Raw genomic sequence first — 26675 nt, 5'->3', positions numbered from 1 at the left:
TAGAGGTTGTGTGAGGGCAAATCAGGATGCGGACTCATCTTTCGTGAAGTCGCCGCCCATTTTCTCCATCATTTCTGCTCGTTTTTCTGGGTCGCCCATCATCTCGCCCATTTTGGACATGTCAATGCCCATCGCCGCGAACTGACCGGTGAAAGGACACTTTCCAGCAGGCTTGGCTTCTTCTTCCGTTGCCGCCGCCGGCGTCGTTTCCCCATCCAGTTGTCCCGCTTCCGCAAGGATCATCCAGTGCAGAGCGTCGATTTGCTGATTCTTGTCTTCAGCGTACTTTTCGACGGCTTCGCGCGTTTCCTTATGCTCCAGGCCCGGAATCGCAAGATTGTATTTTTCCAACGCCTGCTTTTCTAACTCCAAAGCCTCTTTTAGAACACTCACAATATCTGTCATAACCGCTCCCACAAAAATTGGTTTAAATTTATTTGGATTTTGGCATAATAGACTAGCAAAAAGAATAAAGGGTGACAAGGTATTTACGTTTTACCCTCGCCATAGATATCCCGAAAATATCTCGACCTTTTCAGAATTCGGTGAAGCCGCAATGCTCAAGCGTCATTTTAAAAACGAACGTGGCTTTACTCTGGTAGAATCGCTGGTCACATTGTCCATCATTGGCGTGTTGGTTACAATTGCATTGTCGCAATTTTCAAGCCATAAAATCCGCGCCCTCGATGTTTCCGCCAGGGCCGATTTGCAAAGCCTTTGGCTGACTTGTAAGTTATACTGGCACGACAAAGGAGCGCTCTCCAATTGTTCCCAGTCCGTCGTCGCCGTCGCCTCTTACGGTTATCGAACGTCTCCGGGAGTGATTGTTTCCGGGAGCGGAACACAGGCGGTTTTTTCCGCCTCCGCATCGCATGAAGAAAGTCCCAACAGCCTTTCCATCGACGCACAGGGTCTGGTTCTTTAACGTGGAAAAACTCTGACCTGAAAGTTTCACCGGTAAAATTAATTCATCATTCCTAAAGATTGCGGAAATGCAATTTTAATGTTATCTTTCAAAGGCTTGCAAATGGTTTTCCTAACACCCACCCTCTCTCGACAATTTCTGTGAAAAATTTACACCAGCACATTGACTCCGCCAAGATCACTGAAAACTCCCCTCACCTGAAACGAAATAAAATCATCTCTCTCCTCAAAAAGAAATTTGATTTTCAAATGGCGCATTTGCGAGCGCCTTCGGCAAAAGGCGAAGGCATTTTAGAAAAATGCAAAACCTACAATGCCCCGGATCAAGCAAAAGAACTTGGCATCTATCCTTACTTCAGAGCGATCGAAGATACTTCTGGATCGCGAGTTGTCATCGAAGGAAAAAACGCCGTCACCGTTTCCACGAATAACTATCTGGGTCTGGCCAACGACAAGCGCGTGATAGAAGCCGCAAAGGCAGCGCTGGATCGCTTCGGCGCCGGTTGCACCGGAAGCCGCTTTCTCAACGGAACGCTCAGCCTGCACAAGATTCTGGAAAAAGAACTCGCTGAATTCCTGCACCGCGAAGACGCCATCGTCATGTCCACCGGTTTTCAAGCCAATCAGGGCACCATCAGTTGTCTACTCGGTCGCAAGGACATTGCTTTTTCAGACCGCGAAAACCACGCGAGTATTTACGAAGGTTGCGCCGTCTCCCCGGGAAAAACGGTTCGCTATCAACACAACGACATGCACCACCTCGAATACTATTTGAAAAAGTATCGCGACGTGCCCGGCAAGATGATCATCACCGATACGGTTTTCAGCATGAGCGGCGACATCGCCAATCTGCCGAGCATTGTGAAGCTGGCGCGCGATTACGGCGCCATCGTCCTCGCCGATGAAGCGCATGGTTTGGGCGTTCTAGGCGAAGCGGGACGCGGCGTCACCAATTATTACAATCTCGAAAAAGAGATCGACCTGTACGTGGGAACCTTCTCGAAAAGTCTGGGTTCCATCGGCGGCTTCATCTCCGCCAGTTCCAAAGTCGCCGAATACATCCGTCACAAAGCCTCGGCCTTTATTTTTACCGCCGCACTACCACCTGCCTCCGTAGCAGGCGTCACTGCCGCCCTCGATATCATGCAAAAAGAGCCGGAACGCCTGACTCAACTGGGGGAGAACACCTCCTATGTTAAAAAAGGATTTTTTGATATGGGATTCCAGATCAACAACAATCCCGTTCCCATCGTTCCCATTAAAATCGGAGACGAAGCGCTCACTTTGTATTTAAACCAATTACTGTTTGAAGATGGCGTCTTTGCAGGAGTCGCGGTGTCCCCGGTTGTGCCCCCACAGCACGCCATGATTCGAACCAGTTTCATGTCCACCCACACAACTGAAGATTTGGATCTGGTCTTGTCCTCTTTCAAAAAATTTGGCGTGGAGTTGGGCATCATTCCTCGCTGATGCCGCTTGCGCTTGAAAAGGTCGTCAGTCAACGCGACCGCGAACGTTTCATCGAATTGCCATGGACGCTGTACCGCCATGACAGGCAGTGGGTTCCGCCCCTGCGCCGTGAACGCTACGAATTTCTAAATCCATCCGTCAATCCATTTTTTAAAGACGCCGAGGTCGAGTTGTATCTCGCCACCTTGCACGGTGTGCCCGCGGGCCGCATCGCCTTGACGCTCAACCATTCGCACAACGCCTTTCATAATGAAAAGACCGGCTTCTTTGGCATGTTCGAATCGATCGACGATTCCGCCGTTGCCGATCTGCTCCTCGACTGCGCCGCCGACTGGTTGCAACGCAAAAAACTCGACACGCTTCTCGGCCCCATGAATCTTTCCACCAATCATGAGTGCGGCCTGCAAGTGAGCGGCTTTGATGAGCGCGTGGTTTTTGGCATTCCCTACAACCCGCCCTATTACGTCGACCTGCTGGAAAACTGGGGCCTGCAAAAAGCCAAGGATCTCATCAGCTTTTATCTGCACATCAAAAAAGTTCCCGATTATCTGGAACGCATCGTCTCACGCATCAAGGCGCGCAACCGCTTTAGCGTTCGCACCATCAACCTGAAGCGTTTTCCTGAAGAAATCGAACTGCTCTGGTCGATCTACAATTCCGCATGGAGCCGCAACTGGGGCTTTTCGCCCATGTCTAAAGACGAGTTCATCTATTCCGCAAAAGAGATGAAACAAATCGTCAATCCCAGTCTGTGTCTGATCGCTGAACGCCAGGGCGAACCCGTCGGTTTCTCCATCGCGCTTCCCGATATCAATCAGGCGCTCAAGCCCCTCAACGGAAATTTGTTTCCGTTTGGCTGGTTGAAATTTCTGATCGGACTCAGGAAGATCGACGGCGTTCGATGCATCACGCTTGGCGTCCCAAAAAAATTTCAAAAAAGCGGTATCGATTCCGTCCTGTATCATGAAACCTATCGTCAGCTGGTCTTGCAAAAAATAGAGAACTGCGAAATGTCCTGGATACTCGAAGACAACCAACCCATGCTATCCGCTCTCGAACGGCTCCAGGCACATGAATACAGGCGACACCGAATCTATGAGTTCACTCCCAAGTCTTAAGGGCTCCATCGCCTGCATCACCGGAGCATCCGGTTTCATCGGCGGGATTTTAGCCGACGCCCTGGCAGACCTGGGTTGTGAAGTGCGCATCCTTGCCCGCCCAACCAGCGACCTGCAGTGGATCGACCGCAAACGCATTCGCGTGTTCATAGGAGATTTGACCGGCGAAATACCGGAAGATTGGATTCAGGGAGCGCATTATGTGTTCCATTGCGCAGGTTTGACTAAAGCTAAAACGCGGGCCGATTTTTTCCGAGGCAACGCCGAGGCGTGCGACAAGCTGTTTGCGCTGTGTAGCCGACACGCTGGCGACCTGAAAAAAATCGTGCATCTGAGCAGTCTCGCCGCAGTGGGTCCGGCGACGCCTGAGTCCCCGGCGGACGAAACGACTCCCTGCCAGCCCGTCACCCATTACGGGCAATCCAAATGGAAGGGCGAACAAATTGCGCTCCGCTGGGCCGACACATTGCCGATCGTTATCCTGCGCCCTCCCATCGTGTACGGACCCAGAGAGAAAAATTTCTTCACCTTCATTCAATCTCTGGCAAAAGGATGGAATATCCAGATCGGTCGCGCTTCAAAACGCTTTTCGATGATCCATGTCGCCGACCTGACCCGCGCCATGATCCTTGCGGCCCTGGCCCCGGCGCATCAGGATAAGGTCTGGTTCGTCACCGACGGCGGCGCGCATAGCTGGGACGACATCGCAACGGCAGCGCTCAAAAATCTGAATCGCCCGGCGAGAAAAATCACCATTCCCGAATCGGCTTTGACCGGCGTTGCAATCCTCACCGAAGCCATTTATCTGTTCCGCAAGGACGCGCCCCTGCTGGATCGCCAGCGAATGATCGATATTCGACAAAGTTGCTGGGTCGCCTCGCCAAATAAATTTTTCAAACAATTCGCATTCAGTCCGCAGTATCCATTAGAATCGGGACTGCTTCACGCCATTTCATGGTACCGAGATAATCACTGGTTATAATTCATGTCCGAATCCAGCTCTACCGACCATGTTCTGAAAGACATTGTCGAACCCGTCAATCGTTACTTCCATGTTCCCGTTTCCGCGCGAATCGTTTCCTGGCTCTGCCAGACGCGAGCGACGCCGAACCAGGTCAGCTACACCTCAATTCTGCTCGGCATTTTGTCGGGACTGGCCTTCATGAGCGGCGGCCACTTTGGAATGTTCTGGGGCGGCGTTCTCCTTGAACTGTCGCTGATACTCGATTGCGTGGACGGGCAACTCGCCCGCGCCACCGGCCAGTCCAGCGAATGGGGCAGACTGCTCGACGGCATCGGCGGCTACGTTGCCTATCTCGCCGTCGTCTTTGGCATCACTTATTCATTGCCCGAATTCACCGGGGCGCTCGCTGTCGTCACCGTCGTCTGCATCATGAAAGCCATTTGCTTCGATTACTGCAAACAATATTTCACCGCCCGCGTGCAAGAGGGAACCGACGGCTCGCGCGCCGACGTTCTGAAGACCTACCAGAAATGGAGCCAATCGCAATCCGGCATTTTAAAAGTGTATTTTTACTATCTGCAACTTCAACAATGGGTCTTTCACGGACGCTGGTCCTCAATCAACGATTATTCTTTAGAAGACGAGCGTAAGGCTTCGGAAGAAATATTGACGCAGGAAGAAAGAAACGCATTCTATTTAAAGACGCGACCTTTGACCCGCATCTGGCGATGGAACGGACATGAGTTTTGTCTGTTTTTGCTGGCGGCATTCAGCCTGTTCGACTTACTCCCGATGCTTCTAACGCCGCTCGCAGTCGTGATGACGGTTCAGTTTTTCCTGACCCTGGCGCTCCACCGCATGTTACTACCCAATGAAATCCGTCCTTAAATTCATATTCAGGAAGATCATTCATCCCTATCCATTCTGGATTCTGGCGATCGCTCTCGCTTTGAGCGGGCTTTCGCTCTGGTATGCCTCAGGGTTGCAACTCAACTCGCGGATGGATCGACTCCTGCCGCAGAGCCTTCCTCTCATACAGGATTTCAACAAAGTCGTGGCGAAGACCGGCGGCTCCGGCCCGCTGGCCGTTGTTCTCGAAGATCTGGAACAGGTGCAGGCGGAAAAAATCATAGAAGATTTGACTCCGCGCCTGCGCAAAGTACCCGGCGTTCAATTCGTCGATTCCAAACTGCCCGTCGAATTCCTTGAAGACCGCCAACTGGTCATGGCCACCCGACGCAACCTGCTCGAACTGGAAGCGCTGATGGATGAAGCCGTGAATTATGCGCGCGAACAATTCGGCGGCCTGTTCATTACCGGAGCGGAAAATTTCGACTCGGAGCGTCTCCAGGCCTTTGCCGACGAGTTCCACATCTTCGACTCACTCAACCCTTATTACGCGGGAAAGCGCAAAGAGGGTTTCTATGCGAGGAAACAAAGCACCCGAAATTTTTATATTTTCATTCAGCCCTTGGGAACGGTGACCGACACCGGATTCACCGAACGCTTCGTTGAACAAATTCAGGCAACCATTGACGATTCCGGCTGGACTCAAAAAGTTCCCGGCTTGAACATCAAGCTGACCGGGTCGCTCATCGTCCGCATCGAAGAGAACACGACGATCGTTCGCGATTTGACTCGCTCTGCAATCGTCGCGGCGGGACTGGCGATTTTCATCATCGGTATTTACACGCGATCGCTCTTCGCCCTGCCGCTCATCTTTTTTCCGCTGTTCCTGTCCATGACCTACACCTTCGCCCTGACCCGGCTCTGGGTGGGCGAATTGAATATGATTTCAGGGTTTCTGGTCGCGATTCTTCTCGGCTTGGGAATCGATTACGGAATCCATTTATACATTCGTTTCAAACAGGAATTGCTCAAAGGTCAGCCCATCGCCGACTCGGCGGAACTGGTCATCACCCAGGTCGGACGCTCGGGAATGATGGCCATGCTCACCACCGCGAGTATTTTCTCCATACTCATCACCGCCGATTTCAAAGGCTTCTCCGAGTTCGGGCAGATCGCAACAATAGGAATTTTTTCCGCATTTATCTCGTACCTTTTTTTATTTCCAGCGCTGATCCTGGTCTTCGACAAGATCCACTGGCTGCGCAAGCCGCAACCTCGAGTTTTCAATCTGAATATCACCAATCTCTATTCCAACACGCCCTACTTTCTAACGGCTTTATTTCTGCTCCTGACGATCACCAGCCTGTTTCTGATCCCGGACATCAAGTTTGAATACGACTTCAGGAACTTACGCGGGGAATCGCCTGCGGCGGACTACGAAACGGCAACCACTGAAGATTTTGGATATGCGTTCTCCCCGACCGTCGTGCTGGCTTCGGACAAGGAACATCTGTTCCACATCCACCAGGCTCTGGAAAAAATAAAATTGAAACACCGCGAAGAATCGACCATCGGCGTGGTCCATTCCCTCAACCTGTTCAGCCGGAAGGAATACGATTCCAAACAGGACGTGATTGAGCAGATACAGGAAAATTTCAAGCTGGATGAGGACATCATTCTTTTATCACTCGGCAAGAAACGGCTGGATCGTTTGAAGGAACTGCTTTACGCCGACCCCTTCAACGAAGATAAAATCCCGCCGCTCCTGATAAAGAAATTCACAGCGGGGGATGAGTACCTTGCCCTGATTTTCTCACCCGCCAAAAAGAATTTTTTTGATATCCGCAATATCTATCAATTGGAAACAGAGGTGGCGGAACTCCGGGAACGTTTGGCCAAGCAAGACATCGAGGTCGCCATACTCAACGAGAACCTGCTCGCCGCAAAAGTCATGGACTGGGTGAAGGAACGCGGGCCGCAAGCCTTCGCGACTGCGCTGGGAGTGGTGTTTCTGCTACTGCTTCTGGACCTGAGGAATTTTTCTCACGCTCTGAAAACCTTTTTGCCCCTTGTGGCCGGTCTGTCGCTTACCGGCGCGCTGATGGCCCTGTTCCAGATTAAACTCAATTTTATCAATTTTGTCATGTTGCCGTCCATTGTCGGCATCATGATCGACCATTGCATTTACCTGACCCACCACATTCTCGACTACAATCCTGAAAAAACAATTCAGTCGATCAAGGAAACGGGAAGCGCGATCATTCTCTCCGCGCTGACCACGCTCTCCGGCTACGCCAGCCTCAACGTCGCCGGGCACGCCGGTATACGCTCCATTGCATCCGTTGTGGAGCTGGGCATCATCACCTGCACCGCCTGCGCCCTGTTCATGCTACCGGCTCTTTTTGAACTGGGCCATCATCAGTTGAAATTCAAACGCAAAGAAAAATCCAAAAAACTGTAGAGCAAATTTTTCTTAATATTCGGGGCGGTAATCACGGACGTCGCCCACATAATGCTCCGCCGATTCGCGAATACTCAATACCTCTTCGTCCGTCAATTCCCGTTTCACCTTTGCCGGAGAACCGATCGCCATGGTCCTCGGCGGGATCACCGTTCGCGCCGTCACCAGCGAGCCGGCGCCGACGATCGCGTCTTCGCCCACCACGGCGCCGTCCATCACCACCGCGCCCATGCCGATCAAACAACGGTCCTTGATGGTGCAGGCGTGCAAGGTGACGTTGTGCCCGACCGTGATGTCGTCTCCCAAAATGAGGGGGTACTTGCCGCGCGACACATGCAGGACGCAACCGTCCTGAATATTGGTGCGCTTGCCAATGCGTATGTAATGCACATCGCCGCGCACAACGGCGTTGAACCAGACGCTACTCCATTCCTGCATTTCCACGTCGCCGATCACGCAGGCGCCATCGGCAAGAAACACGCTGGGATGCAGGATCGGCGTTTTATCTTTATAAGTGTGAATCATCACTTCTCTCCTTGACTCGATTTTGACGCCCTCAACTCGCGAATGCCCGCGTTCACGCAGTCCCGGCTCTGCTCCGCCAGCGCTCGGCGATCCGTCGCGCCTTCAATCGCAGGATGCGCCTTGACGGCGACCTTCAATTCTTGATTTTTTAACAAGTCCCATAAATGTTCTGCAAAATTCTTATCGCCCCAGCTGGCTATCGATGGTCTGTTGGGGTCGAGATAAACAATGGAAACGGGGATGACGGGAATGCCCGCTCGAACCGCGCTTTCAAAATGCGAGCTTTTGAAGGGCAAGGCCTCAAGCTCCTGCGTCGCCACCGACTCGGGGAACATCGCCAGCAAAGAACCGCCCTCCAGCGCTTCCTGAATCTGCGCCAGGCTCTGCCGCACCTGCATGCGTCGCGTGCGATCCACAAACAAGGTTCCGCCCAATCGCGCCAGCCAACTGACCAACGGCCAGTCCGCCACCTCCGACTTCGCTACGAAACGCGCGGGATAACAGGCGGCAAGGACAAATATATCCGCCGCCCCGGAGTGATTGGCAACGATCAAGGCCCCCTTTGGGAACGGTCTCTCTGGCATGGAATCAATCTGAATATTGAAAATCCGGCAGGTCCATCGCCCCCAAAGTAGCGACAGGGTGCGCAGACGTCGCGCATAAGTTTGCGTGAATCCGCCTTCCAGCAGATAGAACAACGCCGCCGCTGACCCCAGCATCAGGTTCACAACAGCCAAAGCAAGCAAGCGGGCACAGGCTCTCAGAGCAGACATGCCGCCTTCAATACCAGTCCGGTCTGGGACGCATCCGCAAAATCCCGCCCATCATGTCTCTGAAAAAAATACGCGCCAGATTGTCCAGCAACGCTGTCTGAATTTGCCATTGCTTCACGCTAACCTTTTCTGATGCAATTTCCGTTTCAAGTAATTTTCTGGCGACGTCTGTCCAGGCCCCTGCGCTTTTCAACAAATGATAATGAATTTTATCCGCCCCGCAGTATGCCTTCAATCCCGATATCAGCGACCAGCGATCCGATTCGCCCTCGTGCAAGGCCGCATTGATATCCTGTACCGCCTTCTTCGCGCTTGCATAAGTGACTGAACTTCCCGGAAAAAAAATTCTTTTTAGAATATTGAAACGCGACTCGCCCACATCGTTTTCCATATCCACATGAATTGAGGACACCCATACATCGGCCCCTGTGTCTCTTAAGCGGTTCGCCATTTTCTGCAGGCTTTCAATAATTTCCTCCGCCGATACGCCGTAAAGAATGTCGTTGCCGATATCGGTCATGAGAGCCGTCACGCGATTGTTTTTATCTTCCGCCAGTTGCGTCGCCGCATCAACGATCCCGCAGTCGCGGATCGGTCGATAGCGAATGTTCATCAATCCGCCTTCAGCGCAAAATCCGCGTCCCGGCCCCAAAGCTCGCAGAAACCGCGTCGACCCCGCCGGGGAGGCCGATCTCAGACAACGCTCCAATGCCCAGTCGCCGCGAGCCAGATTGCTGGCTCCCATCAATGCGAACACGCGTTGTTTGACGGCTTCAGCGCTCAGGGAAGATAGGCTCATCTCAATCAGAACGCCTCAGCGTCGATAGCGTTCCGGCAGGCCAACGCGAAAGGCGCGCTCCTTGAGTTTTTGATAAAGCATCTGATAATGTTTTTCCAATCGAAGCGCGTTGGCGGCTTCGACGCCGCCCTGTGCGCGCAGACCGGTCGCCCTGGCTTTCGCGCCCTGCACGCGCCCTGCAAGATGACCGAACTGGCGACTCCACCAGGAACCCGGTTTGCCTTCGTAGGAGGTCTCGCCTTTTTCTGCCAACGGTTTCAAAATCAACTTCGCATTTACCTGATCGAGTTCCATTTTAAAATGGCTGAGAAAAGACATTCCCAACAATCCATCCACCTCGCCCATCTCGTTGGGGTTCACCGCCGCCTCGACGTTGAAGGCCTGCGCCCCGCCAATCTGCACCCGGTCCAGAGCGACCAGCGGCATCGCCACTTCGCCGCCTGCGGTGGAAAAGCTAATGCGCGGCGCAGAATACAAACCAAGGCTGAGCTGATCCGCGACTCGCTTTGATAAAGTAATCATCGACGCGCCGGTGTCCAGCATCAGTTTCGCGGAAACTCTGCGATTCAACTCGACTGTCGCAATGAAATGTCCGCCCGGCAATGGAATCAAATCGATCTCCATCGCTGATGCGGAGGGGATGTCGTTTTCTTTTTCAGGATAAGACGGAGCGGGACGGGATTCAAATGTTTTAAAACCATCCGTCTGGCGACGGTATTTTTGCGGGATGGTGGAGGGGTTGTCGGTGACATGCAGACGACCGTCCTCGTCCTTCCAGGAATACAGATCGGCCTCTGCCCTTTCCAGGCCGAACAGCAAGCCCAGCGTAACGAGTCCCACTACAAAACAATTCCGCATCGAATGAGGCCAGCTATTCAATGGCGATCGGACTCACATACACTTCGCGCGGTCTCACGCCGTCGGAGGGGCCGACGACGCCTTCCTTCTCCATCATCTCTATGATGCGCGCCGCGCGATTGTAGCCGATCCGTAATCTGCGCTGAATGTATGAAATGGACGCCTGCCTGTCTTTGGCGACGATCTCGACCGCCTCGTCGTATTTTTCATCGAACTCTTCAGCCTCGTCGCCGCCAGCGGATTCAGTCGGCATGTCCTTGAAAATATCTTCCTGATACTCCGGTTGCTTCTGACTCTTGATGAAGCCCACGATGCGGTTGATCTCTTCATCGCTCACCATCGCCCCATGCGCTCTTTGCAAACGATTGGTACCCGGCGGCAGGAACAACATGTCGCCTTTACCCAGCAGACGTTCCGCGCCCATCGAATCCAGAATCGTGCGCGAGTCGACGCGCGAGGTGACCTTGTAAGAAATTCGGGAAGGAAAATTCGCCTTGATGATGCCCGTCAACACGTCCACCGAAGGGCGTTGCGTGGCGATGATGATATGAATTCCCGAAGCCCGCGCCATTTGCGCCAGTCGAATCAGACAATCCTCCACGCCCTTGGACGCGACCATCATCAGGTCGGCCAACTCGTCGATGATAACGACGATGTAGGGGAGTTTATCCGGCGGCTCGGGAATCGGTTCGAGTTCATCAAATTCCTCTTCCGATCCTTCTTTCTCCGCCTTGCGTCGCAGTTTCTCTTCGATCTCGCGTTGCTTCACCGCTTCGGCGTATTCCTTTTGCAATTTCACCGCCATCGCATTGTAGCCGCTGATGTTGCGCACGCCGCTTTCCGCCATCGCCTTGTAACGGTTCTCCATTTCAGAAACCGCCCACTGCAAAGCCGCCGCCGCCTTTTTGGGATTCGTCACGACGGGAGAAATCAGGTGAGGGATGCCGTCGTAAATCGACAGCTCCAGCATTTTGGGATCGATCATGATGAACTTCACTTCATCCGGCGTCGCGTTGAGCAAAATGGAACAGATCATCGCGTTGAGGCCCACGCTTTTACCGGAGCCGGTGGAACCCGCCATCAGCAAATGCGGAACCGTCGCAAGATCCTGCACCATCGGTTCTCCCAGATTGTCCTTGCCAATCACCATGGTCAGCCTGGACTCAGACTCGGAAAATTCCTTGGAAGAAATCACGTCCTTGAAATAAATCGTTTCTCGTTTCAGATTCGGCACCTCAATGCCCACCACCGGTTTGCCCGGCACCGGGGCAAGAATGCGCAAGCTCAGGGCGCGCATGGCGAGCGCCAGATCGTCTGCCAGCGACAGAATGCGACTGACCTTGATTCCCGGCGCCGGTTCAAATTCAAACAGGGTGATGAACGGCCCCGGCAAAACCTGCACCACTTTGCCCTCCACGCCAAAATCCGCCAGCTTCTTTTCCAGAATCGCGCTACTCGCCAGAATTTCGTTGCGCGCGTTTTCATTTTCGGTTTGCTCCGGAGGGTCGTTCAGCAGGGACAGCGGCGGCACCTGATAATTGCCCAACTCCGCAACGAATGCAAAATCCTCCTGCACCACAAACTCCGCGGGATTCTCTTTTTCTTTCGACGCTTTATTTTGCGACGTCGGTTCGCGTTCGGGAGCGCGCGTCACGATCACCGGTTCGGGGAGGGCGCGCTTTTGTTTCTTATTTTCCAATTGCTGGGAACGATGCGACTTGAAGCGTTCGATGAGCCGGTCCTTCGCAAGCAGTATCGATTTGACCGCAAGCTTGATCAGGAACAGCAATCCCTTGAAGAGCCCTTCCAGGGATTCGTTCACCGTGCGACCGGTCATCGCCAGCAGACAAACCGCAATCAGCGTCGTCAGCACCAGAGTGGCGCCCACGGTACTCAGCCAGGTGGTGAGGAAATTCCCCATCAAACCGCCGGTCATGCCGCCCGCTTGCAAGCCCTGCTGGAAAAACGGATCCTGCTTGAACAGGATGTCCATCAGCGCGCAGATTCCGGCGAGAAACACCATGCCCGGCCCCGCCACCATTTTCCAGGACTGCACCTGCTTGCCGCGAATCAGCGACCAGCCCCAGATGAGAGTGATCAGCGGGAAGAAAAATCCGCCGCTACCAAACACCTGCGCCAGGCCGTCCGCCACGTAAGCGCCGACGATGCCGCCTGAATTCTGCGCTTTCACCGTTTCAGAAAATTGTTTGTTGAACGAAGGGTCTTCCGGCGAATACGTCAACAGCGAAATCATGACGAAAATGGTGAGCGCTACAAAAAAGATTCCCAAAAAATCCCGGCCCAGACCGGGCGCTTTATTTTCATCCATGAGAGCTTACCTTATGTTCTGTTATTAATCGTTTTGCCGCGTCTTGAAAGGTCGTGTCCTTGCGCCAGTGAACGTCGTCGGTCTCCATGCAGTCGAGGTTGTAATGCAGTCCCCGGCTCTCCCGCCGCTCCATCGCGCCTTTGATGATCAGCTGAGCGGTGATCGCGATATCGCGCAATTCCAGCGTGTCTTTGGTGAGCGTGAAATTCCAGTAGTACTCCTGAATTTCATCCAGCAATAGTTCGATGCGTCGTTGCGCCCTGCGCAGGCGTTTGTCGGATCGCACCACGCCCACATAATTCCACATCAGTTTTCGGATTTCGTCCCAGTTGTGCGACACGACGACCGATTCGTCGCTGTCCACCGCGCCGCGCGGGTCCCACTCGGGAATGCGAGCGCTCCATTTGCGCACCGTCTCTTTACGCGTCAACCACTCGCCCGCCTTGTCGACGGCTCGATGCGACAGCACCAGACCTTCCAGCAGTGAGTTAGAGGCCAGCCGATTGGCGCCGTGAAACCCGGAATAACACACTTCTCCGGAAGCGAAGAGCCGGTTGATATTGGTGCGACCCCACACGTCCACCGCGACGCCGCCGCACATATAATGCGCCGCCGGAACGACGGGTATGGCTTCCGTCGACATGTCGAAACCAAAGTCCTTGCAGGTCTTGTAAATATTCGGAAAACGTTCGCGCGCCCGATAGCCTTCGATATGCGTCGCATCAAGATAGACGCAATCGTCGCCGCTTTTCTTCATCTCGCAGTCGATGGCACGCGCCACCACGTCGCGCGGCGCCAGACATTTCAGCGGATGGTACTTCTCCATGAAGGTATCGCCGTTTTTCAAACGCAGGATGCCGCCCTCGCCGCGCACCGCTTCAGAGATCAAAAATGATTTGGCCTCCGGGTGGTACAGGCAGGTCGGGTGAAATTGAAAAAATTCCATATTGGAAATTTTCGCCGCCGCGCGATAGGCCAAAGCAATGCCGTCTCCGGTCGCCGTATCGGGATTGGAGGTGTACAGATACACCTTGCCCGCGCCGCCGGTCGCCAACAGAGTCGAATGACCGATGAAAGTTGAGACTTCATTGCGCACAACGTCCAGCGCGTAAATCCCCAAGGCTTCATCCTGCTCCGAACCCGGCTCGATGGAATCATCCAGACGAGCGAGGGTGATCAGGTCGATCGCCATGTGATGTTCAAACACTTCGATGTTTGGATTGTTGCGCGTCGCCTCCATCAGCGCGCGCTGGATTTCCCAGCCGGTGATGTCGTTAGCGTGCAGGATGCGCCGCTTCGAATGACCGCCTTCGCGAGTCAGGTCGTAGTCCTTGCCGCCCATTCGGGTGAACTGGGCGCCGAGCTCGATCAATTCGCGCACCCGCGCCGGGCCTTCCATGCAGATGATGCGGACCACGTCTTCCTTGCACAGCCCGCGTCCGGCGGTGAGCGTGTCCTGAACGTGCAGATCGCAGGAGTCGTCGCGCGCCATGACCGACGCAATACCGCCCTGGGCGTAGCGCGTCGCTGATTCCTGCAGGGCGTCCTTGGTGATGACCGCAACGGAACCTTTCTCCGCCGCTTTCAGGGCAAAGGTCAGTCCCGCGATGCCGCCGCCTATGACTATAAAATCTTTCTCGACTCTCATGCTAACATACTAGCGTATTAGCCCTTTAATTTCAATAAGATAAAACTCTCAAATGAGAGGCGGGAAAGACGGTCGGCAGACGATCCGGCGGCGCGCTTCGGGGATCAGGAGCGCCATGAACACGAGCATCAGGGTCGACAGCGAAAGCATCAACCCGGCGCCCCAGCCTTCCGGCTGATAGGAAAATTCGACCCGGTGTTCACCGGGAGGGAGGAAGACGGCGCGGTAAAAATAATTCGCTCGCAATACGGGGATGAATGTTCCGTCAACGCGCGCCGACCAACCGGGGAAATAACTGTCCAGAAGAACGAGGTAGCCAGCTTGCGATTGCCGGGTCTGCACAAAAACCCGGTTTGGAGCGTAAGTCACAGAGACAGCCTCCCCTTCAAACGGCGATCCGGAAGTTTCTGTTTGCGCAAACGGTTCGCCCAGCAAAACTTCTCTGAGAGGGTCAAACGACTCGCTGAAATACACATTGCTGGCTTTGGGATCTCCGCCCGAGCGGGCTTTGGAAACCATGAAGGCGCGCGGCAGGGCGCGTTCCAGTTCGACGCGCTCCGGCAACCCAAAGGGATGCGCCGAGGTCGGAGCCTCGCCGAGTTCCGGCGAGATCCAGAAACGCACGTTGCCTCGTTCCAGCATACGCCTGCGCTTGTCCGGCGGCGAACGGGTAAAAATCAGCGTCCACAACTCGCTGTCATGCAGACCCCAGCCCGTCAGACCGTCGATGTAGTTCAGCCCATGCACCGTACCCAGATTGGGATAGGCCTGCGCCTTCATCGCCAGATAACCGCGCAGTAAATTGCTTTCTCTGGGAAACGAATTCTTCGTCGGCAAAATCTCTTCTGTCAACAACGGCCCGCTATAGTAACGATAATTTTCGGCAGAAGGCGGGTGAGCCTGTAGCGCTTCCGGCGGCGATTCAAAGAAATTTTTATGAATCAGCGGAACCAGCGGCCCGTTATTCAATAACAAATCGAACGCGATCAGCGCAACCAGGCCGCCCTTGAGCAAACAGGCGTCCCAGATATCTTTTCGATGCAAAGCGATGAACAGGCCCGTCGCCGCGATGGAAAAAAGAATCCATCCTGTCGGACGCTGCGCATCGTAAGCCCCCACGGCAAGGATCAGCAAAACGAATCCAATACCGACCAGCATCAGTCCTTTTGCCGTCATCGTTCTTGACAGGCGCGCGATGGCGTCCAGTCCAAAGCCCGTGAGAAAGACAAGCGCATACGCCGACAGAAAGAAAAACTTTTCAGGATAACGAAAGCCGTCCAGCAAGGGAAGTGCGTCGTACATCAGGCGATAGGCCGGGTTGTGTTTCCCGAGACTGAACAATAATCCCAGCGCCAGAATGCAGATCCAGAAGTGCGCCTTTCGATCCTCTGTCCGCCAAAACGCGAACAACAAAACAAAAAGAGAAAACCAGCCCATATAGGGGCTGAGCAAAAAATAATCCGAGCGAAAGACCGGGTTCTGCATGAAGCCCGAAACATCCAGCGGAACCAACAGAGACAAGAGCGTTTCCGGCTTCATGGACCAGCGCGTCGCGGTTTCAAAATCCAGTCCACTTGCGCGGTCGCTGTGCGGGGCAAGGAACCCTGCGGGAATCCATTGCAGGGCGGAAAGCCCGAGTCCCAATAAGGTCGCTGTGAGCGCCTGCAGGGCTCTGCGGATGCGTCGCTCGCGTCCATGCATCCAGAGCGCATAGAGCAGTAGCAGGAAAACGCTCAGGAGAAAAAATTCAGGACTGCCCGCCAGAATCTGCAGGGCCAAGGCTAGGATCACTCCCAGCGCAGGGCCTACGCCGCCGCGTTGAAAAAAGCGTTCCGCGCAGAAAAGCATCGCCGGAAGCCAGACCGCGGCCTGAAAATGATTCTGCATGGGCGACACGGACAGAAAAAAACCGCCCCACATCGCGACACATCCAGCGCCCAGCGCGGCGAACATCGATTGCCCCGAACTGCGGCAAAAGAGATACGTGAAGAGCGAGCCAATCAAAAAATGACTCGTCACAAAAACATTGAAGGCGCTCGTGAAATCATCCCAAACGAAAATGAGATTGAGCGGATACAGAACGCCGGGATGCCACAGGGACAGAAAGGGAACGCCGCTATGGATCGCCGGCCACCAGAAAGGCATGAAGCCTTCTTGTAAAGCCTCCCAGATGAAATGCTTCATGGGATAGGCGAAGACGGGAATATCGCGAAAGAACAGGGAAAGATCCTGAAACAGGACGGGAAGAAAATACAACAACCAGGCCAGCGCCAACACGGACATCGCCGCCAGATCGCCGAGACCCCAGACAATCGCCTGCGTTTTACCGAAGGTCGGCGAGGTCGCTCTCGCTGGCGTCATCCCTTCAGGCTCTTGTTGTTTTCCATATCAAACCACATCGCAAACAAAAGAAATTGCAAGCCGGTGATCATCAGAAAAATGGAGAACAGGGCGCTCGTTACCGACACGGGGCCGACCGCTATACGGTAGAAGAACAAATAGAGGCCCGTTAGAAAACCGCTGGGAAAGGCGATCAGGCCCAGCGTGTAAAAGAAAACCAGAGGATGAAAATCCTTCACGATGTATTTGATGAACAGGCGTTCAAAAAATTTGGACAACAGCAATCGCGAGATCGTCCACACCACTCGGGAAATTTTCAACTCCGAGACTTCCCCGATATTATAAACGGGACGCACCGGAACATCGCGCACGGTGCAATTGCTGATATTGAGATTGACGAGCAAATCGTTGGGTACGCCGTATCGCGCATACATCGCGTCCAGATTCATTCGGCGCAAGGCGCGCAGGGAAATCGCGGTGTAACCGCATTGCGAATCGGCGATATGCCAGTAACCGCTGGCGATTTTGGTGAGCAGGGACAAGACCGCGTTGCCAAAAAATCGCGCGCGCGGGATGACTCGCCAATCGGCATGAAAGAGTCGGTTGCCTTTCGCGTAATCGACGCCTTCGACGGCGACCGGGCGAACCAGCTCGGGCAAATCCTCCGGGTCCATCTGCGCGTCGCCCGCCATCACCACGGTGACGTCAATTTGATTGTCCAAGCCCGCCTTGTAACCGGTTGCAATGGCTCCGCCGACGCCCTGATTTTTCTCATGCTCAATCAGTTCGACGCGCGCATCGCTTTTCATCGACTCTTTAATTTTCTCAACGGTCGCGTCGCCGCTCCGGTCGTCCACCACGAAGATGCGATCCACCCAATCGGGAATTGAACTCAGCGTCGTCTGAATCAGTTTTTCTTCGTTATGAGCGGGCACGACCACCGCGATGCTTTTGTTTTCAAACATGGGCTGAAAAATTCGAGTGGAAGAATATGAATGTCGGGTCGCGCAGAAACGGCGCGACGCTCTCACTTATTTATAACGGAAAAACCTGCATCCTGAAACTGAAAAGCCCACACACAGACAGCGGCAGGCAGTGCGATTGAGGGAGACTCTATCGAGTCGTTTCGAAAAGCCTTGAATCGGCGACGATTGGATGGGACAGCGCGCGACTGGGAACAGCCGCCGCTTTCTCTTAAAACCAGTTTTTCTGGAAGAGAACTTTACGGTTCGACCAAACGCCTTCGTTGCTCACTCGTATGAACTCCGGCGTGTAGCCTTCGATGCGCAGTAACTCCACGCCAAACTGGGACAGACCCGGTTCCAAAAGTTCGTTGGCCTGAAAATGCCACCACTCTGCGCCGAGGTAATTGCGTTTCTCACTGCGAGTGAAATTCAGGCGCGGTCCGATGGGATGAAATCCATGACGCATGCATAATTCGGTGAGATTGATGAAACGGCCCTTCACGGTTTTCGTCGCCGTGTCTCCGCCGGTCCAGGATCGCCCTTTCCAGACTTGCGCCTCCAGCTCCATTTCCTCTCCGCCGTCGGCGCGCGCCCAGACGGTCCAGGCCGTCGCCTCGCCCTGGGTGACGACGAAGGGATCGCTGGCGGGACGAAAAAAACCGGAGGCGATGGCCAGATCAAAAGCCAGACCTGCATAGTGCATCGACTTGGAGGATCGGCTGGCGCTGGCGCCCTGCGTCAACGCGCGCTTGCCGCCAGAGGATGTCAGTACCGCGCCAAGGGAGACGACCTCCTCATGCAGAGCCTGATAGCGCTCCGCCGCGTCGGCGCGCAGATAGACGCGATCATAACCGTCGATGCCCGGAGCGGTTTCCGCCTCGCAACGCACAAAGTCCAGCTTGGGTTCATATAACGCAAAGGGCATTTGCAAGGCCCAGTAGGTTTCCGGGCCGGGGATGCCGTCGACATAGAGATCGGCGGCGGCCTGAAATTCCATCACCGTCTCTTCCAGCGAGGCTTCGCTCAATTCATTCGCCCGGTCCAGAATACGATGAAACACCAGCAATTCACCCAATCGTTTCAGGTAACGCGCGCGTCGTTTCATCATTCGTCCCCGGAACGCTTGGGAGATTTGTAACCCGCTTTTGGCAATTCCAGCATGCGGTCGGCGTTGGCGTGCACTCGCCCGGTTTGCAGGGAATGGAGCATGTGCAGAAACACCGAACCGGGCTTGCCATTGCCGTCTTCAATGAAATAGGCGTGGCCTTTGGGCTTGTCGTAGGAGTTGTTAAAATTATCGCAGTCGATGGCGTAAACGTTTCTGGAAACCTTGCCCATATCCTCCGGGCCGCTGTGCCCCAGCCGCTTGGACACCACCTTGTTTTTAAGATTGACCACTTTGCTCGAACGCAGGGCCAGATCATCGCTGGCGTAGTACACCACGACGTTGCGCGCCGCATCGGAGATATAATGTCCCGCCTGATCCGGCTCCAGGGTTTCGTTGACGACGTCCGCCGAGGCCATGAAGATGTTACGGAAAATAGACGGCGAGGCGCCAAAATCATGCGCCCATTTTTTTAATGTATAGCGCAAAACGCGGTTGCCCATGGAATGCGCCAGCACGTTGATGCGTTTGAGACAATAGCGGTCCCGGTCGTTTTCGCCGTTGGGCGCCATCTGGTCGCGCCAGTCCATGAACTTTCCCACCACCCGGGCGAAACTCACCGCGCTTTTTTCCGCCGCGTCCTGATCGTCCCAGTAATCCTTGAGGATGCCCAAATCGTTGTCGCAGGGCCAGATCATCGGAACGACTTCGATCAAGCCCTTGCTCTTTTTATCAAATAATTTCTGCAGGCGCAGGGCGCGATCAAAAACGTCTCCTTCAGGGAGATTATTGAAACCGTGAATATAGAGCAGAACCTGTTTCTTGCCTTTAGGCGGCGGCGTGCGCAGGGCCTTGAAAAATTTCTTGCTGCCAATTTCCCTGTAATCATCACGGCCTTTTCTTTGGCAGAAGAAAACCGCCGCCGTCGGGTCGGTGTCTTCCAGGTCGAAAGTAACCTTGCGTTCTTCAAACTGGACGAGTCCCTGAGCGTCCAACATCAGGTTGCCCGCATCGTCGCGTCGCGCTCCGTTGCCTTCGTTGAATCTGCGATTGGTTATGAAATACATGCGATCGTTTCCTATGCTCGGAGTGAGTGTCCCCTTTGATGTGAAGCCCCCAATTTAAAAAAATTGGAGTAGCGATAAAGTAATACCGATTTCAAATGATTTCAAGTTTCAAATCGTCCGCGAAGGCGGGATCAAGGCGCGGGAAGTGTTGGGTCCGTATTCTGGCGACTTAATTCTGCGGAATTTGCTCGGCGAGTTCTTCTGCGGGGTAGGTCAGGATTTCGGCGAGCGTCGGGTGATAATGCGGGATGGCGGCCAGGTCGCCGACCGTTCCCCTGAAGTGCATGACAGCGATCAATTCGTGGATCAATTCGCCCGCCTCCGGGCCGACGATATGTCCGCCGAGGATTTCCCCCGTGTCAGCTCGACACAGTAATTTGACATGACCGTGCGTTTCGCCGAGGCACATGGATTTGCCGTGGTCGTCGAAGGGATACGACGCCGTGAGATAGGGAATCTGTTTTGCCTTGCATTCTTTTTCAGACAATCCAACGCTGGCAACGGCGGGATCCGTGAAAACGACGCTGGCTTTGAGTCGGTCGTCCATACGCTGTTCCGGGCGCTCCGGGAACAGCGCGTTGTGCGCCGCGATCTCGCCCTGCTGAATGGCAATGTGTACGATTTCGTGCAGACCGTTCACGTCGCCCGCCGCAAAGATATGAGGTTGACTGGTTCGCATCGCCGCATCCACAGAAATGCGACCGGCGTCTGTCTTCACTCCGGCGACCTGTAATTCCAGTCCGTCTATATTGGGACGTCGTCCCAGGCCCTGCAAGACGACTTCGGCGGAGACTGTTTTCGTCTCGCCCTCATGCTCGAAATGCAGAATGCGTTCCGCCCCCGAACGCTCCGCCCTGAGCAGTCGGGTTTGCGTGAACACCGTCATCCCCTCTTCGCGCAACCGCGCTTCGACGGGTCGCGCCAGATCTTCATCGCCGCTGGATAAAATATGCGCGCTTCTTTGGATCAGAGTCACTTGCGTCCCGAGTCGCGAATAGAACTGGGCCAGTTCCAAAGCCACCGGGCCGCCGCCGAGAACGATCATGGATTTCGGCAAGGCGCGAAGCTCCAGCGCGTCGTCGCTGGTCATGAATCCCGCTTCGCTCAGGCCGGGAATGGGGAAATCCGCCACACGGGAACCGGTGGCGATGACAAAACCTTTTTGAGCGGTCAGGATCGTATCGCCCGCCTGTACTTCTTTTGGCGACAGGAAAACGGCGCGTTGTTCGATCAGGTGAAAACGGGGGTTCTTGAGTTGTTCAATGCGATAGTCGGCGAATTCCCGAATCAGGCGATCCTTGCGCTCGATCACCGCCGCCAGATCGGCTTTGGCTTCGACCGCCAGCAAGCCAAAATCAGGAGCGCGGCGCATCAAAGAAATAACGTCGGAGGAACGCAGAATGGCTTTGGTGGGCATGCACCCGCGCAGGATGCACAAACCGCCCAGAGGCCCGGCGTCGACAATAGCGACGCGGGCGCCCTGCGATACGGCGGCGTTCGCCGCGGCGTAACCCGCAGAGCCGCCGCCGATCACGACAAGATCGTATTCTTCTTTTTTCATGAAGCCCGGAAACTCACAGTTCCCGGCATTCTTCCGCCGTCAGTTTGAATTCCCGATAGCATTCGTTGAGCAGATCGAGAGCGTTGGCGCGCATGCGTTCGTCGCCCAGTTCTTCCAGCAAGGCTTCCGCCTTGAGAAGGTGATGGATGGTTTCGCGCCCTTGTTTCAGCGAATAATGAACCATCGCAACGTTGCTGTGCGCTTTGGCGAATTTCGGATTGATGCGGATCGCTTCTCTATAATGGGCCAGGCAAACATCCGTCTCGCCTATCAGATTGGTGACGACGGCGAGGCTGTAATGCGCCATCGCGTCTTCTGGCTTGATGCGAACGGCTTCGCGAAAGCACTTGGCGGCTTCCACATTCATGGGAATTTTTCCATAGCGGAGGCCCAGATTGAATTGGGCGAGAAAATGATCCGGGTCCAGCTCGACGGCTTTTTTATACGACTCCATGCTGGTGCGATTGTCGCCAGCGCGGCCCGCCAACAATCCTTCCTGACACCATTCTTCCGCTGTTTTTTCCTTCGTTTTATCTTCAGACATAAAAATACAACCTCTCTTATTTTTCTTTAGTTGCTAGCAAAAATTGAAATTGGAATGCCGTCTATGCTACCTTATTCAGGTTCAAAATTGCAACCGAAGCATGACGCAATCGCGCATCAAGCGCGACGGCGTCGAATCATTGCATCAACCCTTTATCAGCCAAAGGAGTAAGCCCTATGCCAATCGAACCAGGCACCGAAGAAGAACGGTTGACCTTGGGGCGATGGATTAAAGCCGGTCAGAGCCTGATTGTAGGCGGTTCTGCGCTGGGAGATTCTTATCTCGACCCCAATGTCGTTCGTCCCCCGGATATCGCGCAACGATCCGAGGACTATGTCAAACTGGACCATGAAATCGCTGAACAATTACCGCATTTGAAAGGCAGATTCCGCTGGGATCTGGAAAAATATTTTCGCGATCGTTACGGCCCTTACCTTCCAAGAGATTGAACCGCTCATGTCAAAAGTAAAAATTTCCGAACTGGATGAGGCTCCCCCAGAAGGAATCGCCAAACAACTTCAATTTGAACACCCGCTCACCTATTACGTTTACGAAATCGGGCTGATTCAATCCCAGGGAACTTACTTCGCTATCACGGACAAGTGCAGGCTCTGCGGCGGTAGTCTGGGGAAAGGCATCCTGATGGGCAAGTTCGTTCTGTGCGACAAAACCGACTGCGCCTGGAATATGAAAAGCGGCATCTGCAAATCCGACCGCACCAACGTCACCCCGACTTATAAAGTGATCGTCGAAGAGGACGGGCTTTACATCAATATCTAGATATCTAAAGCAACGCGTCGCCTGAACCGGCGCCCTCGAAAGGGCGCCGTCAGTCTTTGACTAGGCGCAGACAACGCGATAGATCTCTTTGTATTTTTCCTCGACGCTTCCCAGATCGAAACGGAACCGATCCTTGTCCATTTTCTCGTTGGTGTCCCATTTCCACAGGCGACAGCCATCGGGGCTGATTTCATCGCCGAGAAGCACTTCGCCGCGATGCCGTCCAAACTCCAGCTTGAAATCCACCAGGCGAATATTGCGCTCCTTGAAAAAATCGAACATCCAGGTATTGATCTGCAATCCTCGTTCTTTGAGCAGAGCCACTTCTTCCGCCGTGGCCCACTCGAACACGTCGATATGGCAATCGTTGATCATCGGATCGCCCAGAGCGTCGTCCTTATAAAAGAATTCCAGAATCGGTTTGCGAAGCGTCTCGCCTTCTTTCAGACCCAAGCGTTTGCAAATACTACCCGCCGCAACGTTGCGAACCACCACTTCGACGGGAATTATTTCCAAACGCTTGACCAGCATTTCTCTTTCGTTCAAATGCTTCACGAAATGCGTTTTTGCTCCGCAGGTTTCCAGATACTGAAAAATCCGCGCTGAGATCGCGTTGTTCAGCGCTCCCTTGTCGACGATGGTGCCCTTCTTGATACCGTTGAAGGCCGTTGCATCGTCCTTAAAATATTGAACCATCAAATGCGGATCCTCTGTAGCGTAGAGAATCTTCGCCTTGCCCTCGTATACTTTTTCTTTACGTTCCATATCAGCTTCTCTCTTCTCCAAAGACTCGTCGAAAAATAGTATCGACATTTTTAAATTGCGATTTCAGGTTGAATGCCTGTTCCAGCTCTTTACCGCTCAAGAACTTCTTTACTTCCTTGTCCTTCTTCAAAAGCGGGAGAAAATCTTCTCCCTTTTCCCAAACGCGCATGGCGTTGCGTTGCACCCATCGGTAAGCGTCCTCGCGTTGCGCGCCCTTTCGCACCAGCGCCAGCAAAACGCTTTGCGAAAAAATAAGTCCGCGAGTCTGCTCCAGATTCTTCTTCATATTTTTTGGATACACCAGCAAGCGTTCCACCAGACGGGTCATTTTTTTCAACATGTAATGAACCAGAATGGAACTGTCCGGCCCGATCACGCGCTCGACGGATGAATGGCTGATGTCGCGCTCGTGCCACAGCGGCATGTTCTCCATCGCCGCGAGCGCGTTGACGCGCACGACGCGGGCCAGACCGCTCATTTGTTCGGACACCACCGGGTTGCGTTTGTGCGGCATGGCGGACGAGCCTTTTTGACCGCTGGAGAAAAATTCCTCCGCCTCCAGAACCTCGGTGCGTTGCAGGTGACGTATTTCGGTGGCGAATTTGTCAATCGACCCGGCCAGTATCGCCAGCGCCGAAAAAAATTCGGCGTGTCGATCGCGCTGGATGATCTGCGTCGATACCGGGGCCGGTTGTAATTTCAATTTTTTACAAACGTACTCTTCGACTTCAGGATCAATAGCCGCGAAGGTGCCGACGGCTCCTGAAATCTGCCCGACGGAAATCATTTTTCTGGCGTGTTTGAGACGGTCGATGTTGCGCGACATTTCCGCGTACCAGTTGGCGAGCTTCAGGCCAAAGGTGATGGGTTCGCCGTGGATGCCGTGGGAGCGGCCGATGCAGGGCGTCATCTTATGCGCGTAAGCCTGAACCTTGATGGCTTTCTGAAAGGCTTTCGCTTCTTTCAGGATCAGGTCGGCGGACTGTTGCATCTGCACCGCCAGCGCCGTGTCCAGCACGTCGGACGAGGTCATGCCCATATGCATGTATCGGGACGATTCGCCGATGTACTCGCCGACGCAGGTGAGAAAGGCGATGACGTCGTGTTTGACTTCTCGTTCGATTTCGTCAATGCGATCGATCTTGAACGCGGCTTTTTGCTGTATCTGTTTCAAATCGGCTTTCGGGATCTCGCCGCGCAGAGCGAGCGCTTCGCAAGCGTAGATTTCCACTTTCAGCCAGATGTTGAACTTGTTTTCCGCATCCCAAATCGCGGCCATTTCCGGTAATGTATATCTTGGGATCATGCATTCCCCTCTGTTCGTGCGAATGTTACACTATGCAAAAGGAGTTATATTAAACACAAACGAATTTGAAATCAATCATGGAAACCAAAACCATCTCAGTGTGTTTTATTTGTCTTGGAAATATATGCAGATCGCCTCTCGCGCAGGGCGTTTTTGAGGATTTGATCGCAAAAGAAGGGTTGGAAAATCGCATCCTGGTGTCTTCCGCCGGGGTGGGAGACTGGCATGTCGGTTCGCCGCCGGATGCGCGTATGCAAAACACGGCGCGCAATCGCGGCATCACCCTCAATAGCCGCGCCCAGCAAATCCAGACCGGCGATCTCAAACGCCTCGATCTGGCTCTGGCGATGGACGAAAGCAATATGCTGGCTCTCAAGCAAATTTTCCCCTCCTCCGCCGACCCCAAAAAATTGAGAATGTTCCGCTCGTTTGACCCTCAGCACAACGGCGACCTGAACGTGCCCGACCCTTATTACGGCGGCGACGCAGGCTTTGAAAATGTCTTCGACATTGTCAATCGGACCTGCCCGCAAATCATCGCCTTTCTAAAACAGGAATACGCTCTGTAACATGCAGGCAGAACTCACGCGAGCGCTGGAAGAGCTGTTTGGTCCCTCAACGCAAATCAAATCCACGGATGCGGTGGGGGGCGGGTGCATCAACCAGGCGCAGGTCCTGCGGCTGAGCAATGGCGAGCGGATCTTCCTCAAATCCAACCAACAGGCCCCTCTGCATTTTTTCGAAGCCGAAGCGCGCGGCCTGCGTCTCCTCGCCAGCGCGGACAACGGCCCATTGATTCCGCGCCCGCTGATTCAACCTCGCCCCGACACCCGCTTCCTTCTGCTGGAATATATTGAAGAAACCCGACCCGGCCCGGCCTACTCCCGTCAATTTGGCGAAGCGCTGGCGGCTCTGCATCGCGTCACCCAGGCACAGCACGGACTGGATCATAACAACTTCATCGGTCTGACTAGGCAGATCAATACGCTTGAATCCGATGGGGTGATTTTTTTTCGCGAGCATCGACTGCGCTTCCAACAGGAATTGGCGCGAGAACGAAATTTGCTTCCCAGCGCTGTCGACCAGAAACTGGATCGACTGTTAGACAAGTTGGAGATATTGATGGACCTGAAGGGGGAACCGCCTGCGCTCCTGCACGGCGACTTGTGGTCTGGCAATCATTTTTCCAGTGGGAACAGCCAAGCCTGCCTGTTTGACCCTGCGGTTTATTATGGCTACCGCGAAGCCGATATCGCCATGACCCGACTTTTCGGCGCTCTTTCCGAATCGACATACTCGGCATACCAGTCGGCATTTCCTTTGACTGCGGGATGGCAGGAGAGAACGGAGCTGTTTAATTTATATCATCTGCTGAATCATTTGAATCTGTTCGGCGAGTCTTACCTGGGCTCGGTGCGTCAAATCATCAATCGCTACATTTGACGCTCGTATTTGGGGCAAAAAAAATACGCCCCCCGAAGGGGGCGCACCAAAGGAGGGAACTACTGTTTCAAGCTAATACAG

General features: G+C 54.1%; 25 protein-coding genes. 10 read left to right on the top strand and 15 right to left on the bottom strand.

Annotated features, from left to right (window positions below; all coding sequences use genetic code 11):
- Positions 1 to 21: 21 nt before the first annotated feature.
- A complete protein-coding gene (locus G3M78_05970; GenBank protein QPJ64955.1) occupies positions 22 to 405 on the bottom strand; it encodes a hypothetical protein in 384 nt (127 codons plus the stop codon).
- A gap of 151 nt (positions 406 to 556) precedes the next feature.
- Here G3M78_05970 and G3M78_05965 point away from each other — a divergent pair, with 151 nt between their 5' ends.
- The 6 genes from G3M78_05965 (at position 557) to G3M78_05940 (ending at position 7786) form a co-directional block, all read left to right on the top strand.
- Positions 557 to 925 carry a type II secretion system protein gene (locus tag G3M78_05965; GenBank protein QPJ64954.1) on the top strand — a complete coding sequence of 123 codons (369 nt, stop codon included), beginning with the start codon at positions 557 to 559 and terminating at the stop codon, positions 923 to 925.
- A gap of 248 nt (positions 926 to 1173) precedes the next feature.
- Complete coding sequence (locus G3M78_05960) at positions 1174 to 2394, top strand: pyridoxal phosphate-dependent aminotransferase family protein (protein ID QPJ66783.1); 1221 nt, start codon at positions 1174 to 1176, stop codon at positions 2392 to 2394.
- Positions 2394 to 3512, top strand: a complete 1119-nt coding sequence (locus tag G3M78_05955) for a hypothetical protein (protein QPJ64953.1) — start codon at positions 2394 to 2396, stop codon at positions 3510 to 3512. Before G3M78_05960 ends, G3M78_05955 begins: the two co-directional genes overlap by 1 nt.
- Complete coding sequence (locus G3M78_05950) at positions 3490 to 4494, top strand: NAD(P)-dependent oxidoreductase (GenBank protein QPJ64952.1); 1005 nt, start codon at positions 3490 to 3492, stop codon at positions 4492 to 4494. The genes G3M78_05955 and G3M78_05950 overlap by 23 nt, the downstream gene beginning before the upstream one ends.
- A gap of 3 nt (positions 4495 to 4497) precedes the next feature.
- Positions 4498 to 5364, top strand: a complete 867-nt coding sequence (locus tag G3M78_05945) for a CDP-alcohol phosphatidyltransferase family protein (protein QPJ64951.1) — start codon at positions 4498 to 4500, stop codon at positions 5362 to 5364.
- On the top strand, positions 5348 to 7786 hold the full coding sequence (locus tag G3M78_05940) for an MMPL family transporter (GenBank protein QPJ64950.1): 2439 nt from the start codon (positions 5348 to 5350) through the stop codon (positions 7784 to 7786). Before G3M78_05945 ends, G3M78_05940 begins: the two co-directional genes overlap by 17 nt.
- A 12-nt stretch (positions 7787 to 7798) precedes the next feature.
- On the opposite strand, the gene G3M78_05935 is transcribed toward G3M78_05940, so the two are convergent.
- From G3M78_05935 to G3M78_05880, 12 genes are all read right to left on the bottom strand, one after another.
- Entirely contained in the window at positions 7799 to 8311 is a 513-nt protein-coding gene (locus G3M78_05935) for a gamma carbonic anhydrase family protein (protein ID QPJ64949.1), read from the bottom strand.
- On the bottom strand, positions 8311 to 9084 hold the full coding sequence (locus G3M78_05930) for a 1-acyl-sn-glycerol-3-phosphate acyltransferase (protein ID QPJ64948.1): 774 nt from the start codon (positions 9082 to 9084) through the stop codon (positions 8311 to 8313). Before G3M78_05930 ends, G3M78_05935 begins: the two co-directional genes overlap by 1 nt.
- A 7-nt stretch (positions 9085 to 9091) precedes the next feature.
- Positions 9092 to 9883, bottom strand: coding sequence for a hypothetical protein (locus G3M78_05925; GenBank protein ID QPJ64947.1), 792 nt, complete (start codon positions 9881 to 9883; stop codon positions 9092 to 9094).
- Positions 9884 to 9898: 15 nt separating this feature from the next.
- Positions 9899 to 10741, bottom strand: a complete 843-nt coding sequence (locus G3M78_05920) for a TIGR02281 family clan AA aspartic protease (protein ID QPJ64946.1) — start codon at positions 10739 to 10741, stop codon at positions 9899 to 9901.
- A 13-nt stretch (positions 10742 to 10754) separates the two neighbouring features.
- On the bottom strand, positions 10755 to 13070 hold the full coding sequence (locus tag G3M78_05915; protein ID QPJ64945.1) for a DNA translocase FtsK: 2316 nt from the start codon (positions 13068 to 13070) through the stop codon (positions 10755 to 10757).
- The gene (nadB, locus tag G3M78_05910) at positions 13063 to 14718 is read right to left on the bottom strand and encodes an L-aspartate oxidase (protein QPJ64944.1); all 1656 of its coding nucleotides are present in this window, start codon (positions 14716 to 14718) and stop codon (positions 13063 to 13065) included. Before nadB ends, G3M78_05915 begins: the two co-directional genes overlap by 8 nt.
- A 48-nt stretch (positions 14719 to 14766) precedes the next feature.
- Complete coding sequence (locus G3M78_05905; GenBank protein ID QPJ64943.1) at positions 14767 to 17079, bottom strand: YfhO family protein; 2313 nt, start codon at positions 17077 to 17079, stop codon at positions 14767 to 14769.
- Positions 17076 to 18023, bottom strand: a complete 948-nt coding sequence (locus G3M78_05900) for a glycosyltransferase family 2 protein (protein QPJ64942.1) — start codon at positions 18021 to 18023, stop codon at positions 17076 to 17078. The genes G3M78_05905 and G3M78_05900 overlap by 4 nt, the downstream gene beginning before the upstream one ends.
- A gap of 229 nt (positions 18024 to 18252) precedes the next feature.
- Positions 18253 to 19131 carry a peptidoglycan-binding protein gene (locus G3M78_05895; protein QPJ64941.1) on the bottom strand — a complete coding sequence of 293 codons (879 nt, stop codon included), beginning with the start codon at positions 19129 to 19131 and terminating at the stop codon, positions 18253 to 18255.
- Complete coding sequence (locus G3M78_05890) at positions 19128 to 20126, bottom strand: alpha/beta hydrolase (protein QPJ66782.1); 999 nt, start codon at positions 20124 to 20126, stop codon at positions 19128 to 19130. The genes G3M78_05895 and G3M78_05890 overlap by 4 nt, the downstream gene beginning before the upstream one ends.
- A 238-nt stretch (positions 20127 to 20364) precedes the next feature.
- Positions 20365 to 21756, bottom strand: coding sequence for a dihydrolipoyl dehydrogenase (locus G3M78_05885; GenBank protein ID QPJ64940.1), 1392 nt, complete (start codon positions 21754 to 21756; stop codon positions 20365 to 20367).
- Positions 21757 to 21769: 13 nt separating this feature from the next.
- Positions 21770 to 22300, bottom strand: a complete 531-nt coding sequence (locus tag G3M78_05880) for a tetratricopeptide repeat protein (protein QPJ64939.1) — start codon at positions 22298 to 22300, stop codon at positions 21770 to 21772.
- Between the two features lie 176 nt (positions 22301 to 22476).
- On the opposite strand from G3M78_05880, the gene G3M78_05875 reads away from it, so the two are divergent.
- Together G3M78_05875 and G3M78_05870 are read left to right on the top strand one after the other, a co-directional pair.
- The gene (locus tag G3M78_05875) at positions 22477 to 22749 is read left to right on the top strand and encodes a hypothetical protein (protein QPJ64938.1); all 273 of its coding nucleotides are present in this window, start codon (positions 22477 to 22479) and stop codon (positions 22747 to 22749) included.
- A 7-nt stretch (positions 22750 to 22756) separates the two neighbouring features.
- The gene (locus G3M78_05870; GenBank protein ID QPJ64937.1) at positions 22757 to 23080 is read left to right on the top strand and encodes a hypothetical protein; all 324 of its coding nucleotides are present in this window, start codon (positions 22757 to 22759) and stop codon (positions 23078 to 23080) included.
- A gap of 60 nt (positions 23081 to 23140) precedes the next feature.
- Here the strand turns inward: G3M78_05870 and G3M78_05865 are convergent, their stop codons facing one another.
- Together G3M78_05865 and G3M78_05860 are read right to left on the bottom strand one after the other, a co-directional pair.
- Positions 23141 to 23845, bottom strand: a complete 705-nt coding sequence (locus tag G3M78_05865) for a phosphoribosylaminoimidazolesuccinocarboxamide synthase (GenBank protein ID QPJ64936.1) — start codon at positions 23843 to 23845, stop codon at positions 23141 to 23143.
- A 1-nt stretch (position 23846) separates the two neighbouring features.
- Positions 23847 to 25151 (bottom strand): adenylosuccinate lyase, encoded by a 1305-nt coding sequence (locus tag G3M78_05860; GenBank protein ID QPJ64935.1) that lies wholly within the window; start codon positions 25149 to 25151, stop codon positions 23847 to 23849.
- A gap of 77 nt (positions 25152 to 25228) precedes the next feature.
- Here G3M78_05860 and G3M78_05855 point away from each other — a divergent pair, with 77 nt between their 5' ends.
- A complete protein-coding gene (locus G3M78_05855) occupies positions 25229 to 25720 on the top strand; it encodes a low molecular weight phosphotyrosine protein phosphatase (protein QPJ64934.1) in 492 nt (163 codons plus the stop codon).
- A gap of 1 nt (position 25721) precedes the next feature.
- Positions 25722 to 26594 (top strand): fructosamine kinase family protein, encoded by an 873-nt coding sequence (locus G3M78_05850; protein QPJ64933.1) that lies wholly within the window; start codon positions 25722 to 25724, stop codon positions 26592 to 26594.
- The last annotated feature ends 81 nt before the right edge of the window (positions 26595 to 26675 follow it).

It is taken from the genome of Candidatus Nitrohelix vancouverensis (genome assembly GCA_015698305.1).
Lineage (GTDB): Bacteria > Nitrospinota > Nitrospinia > Nitrospinales > VA-1 > Nitrohelix > Nitrohelix vancouverensis.
The sequence above is the reverse complement of the archived record's forward strand: the minus strand, read 5'-3'. Positions and strand labels throughout refer to the sequence as shown.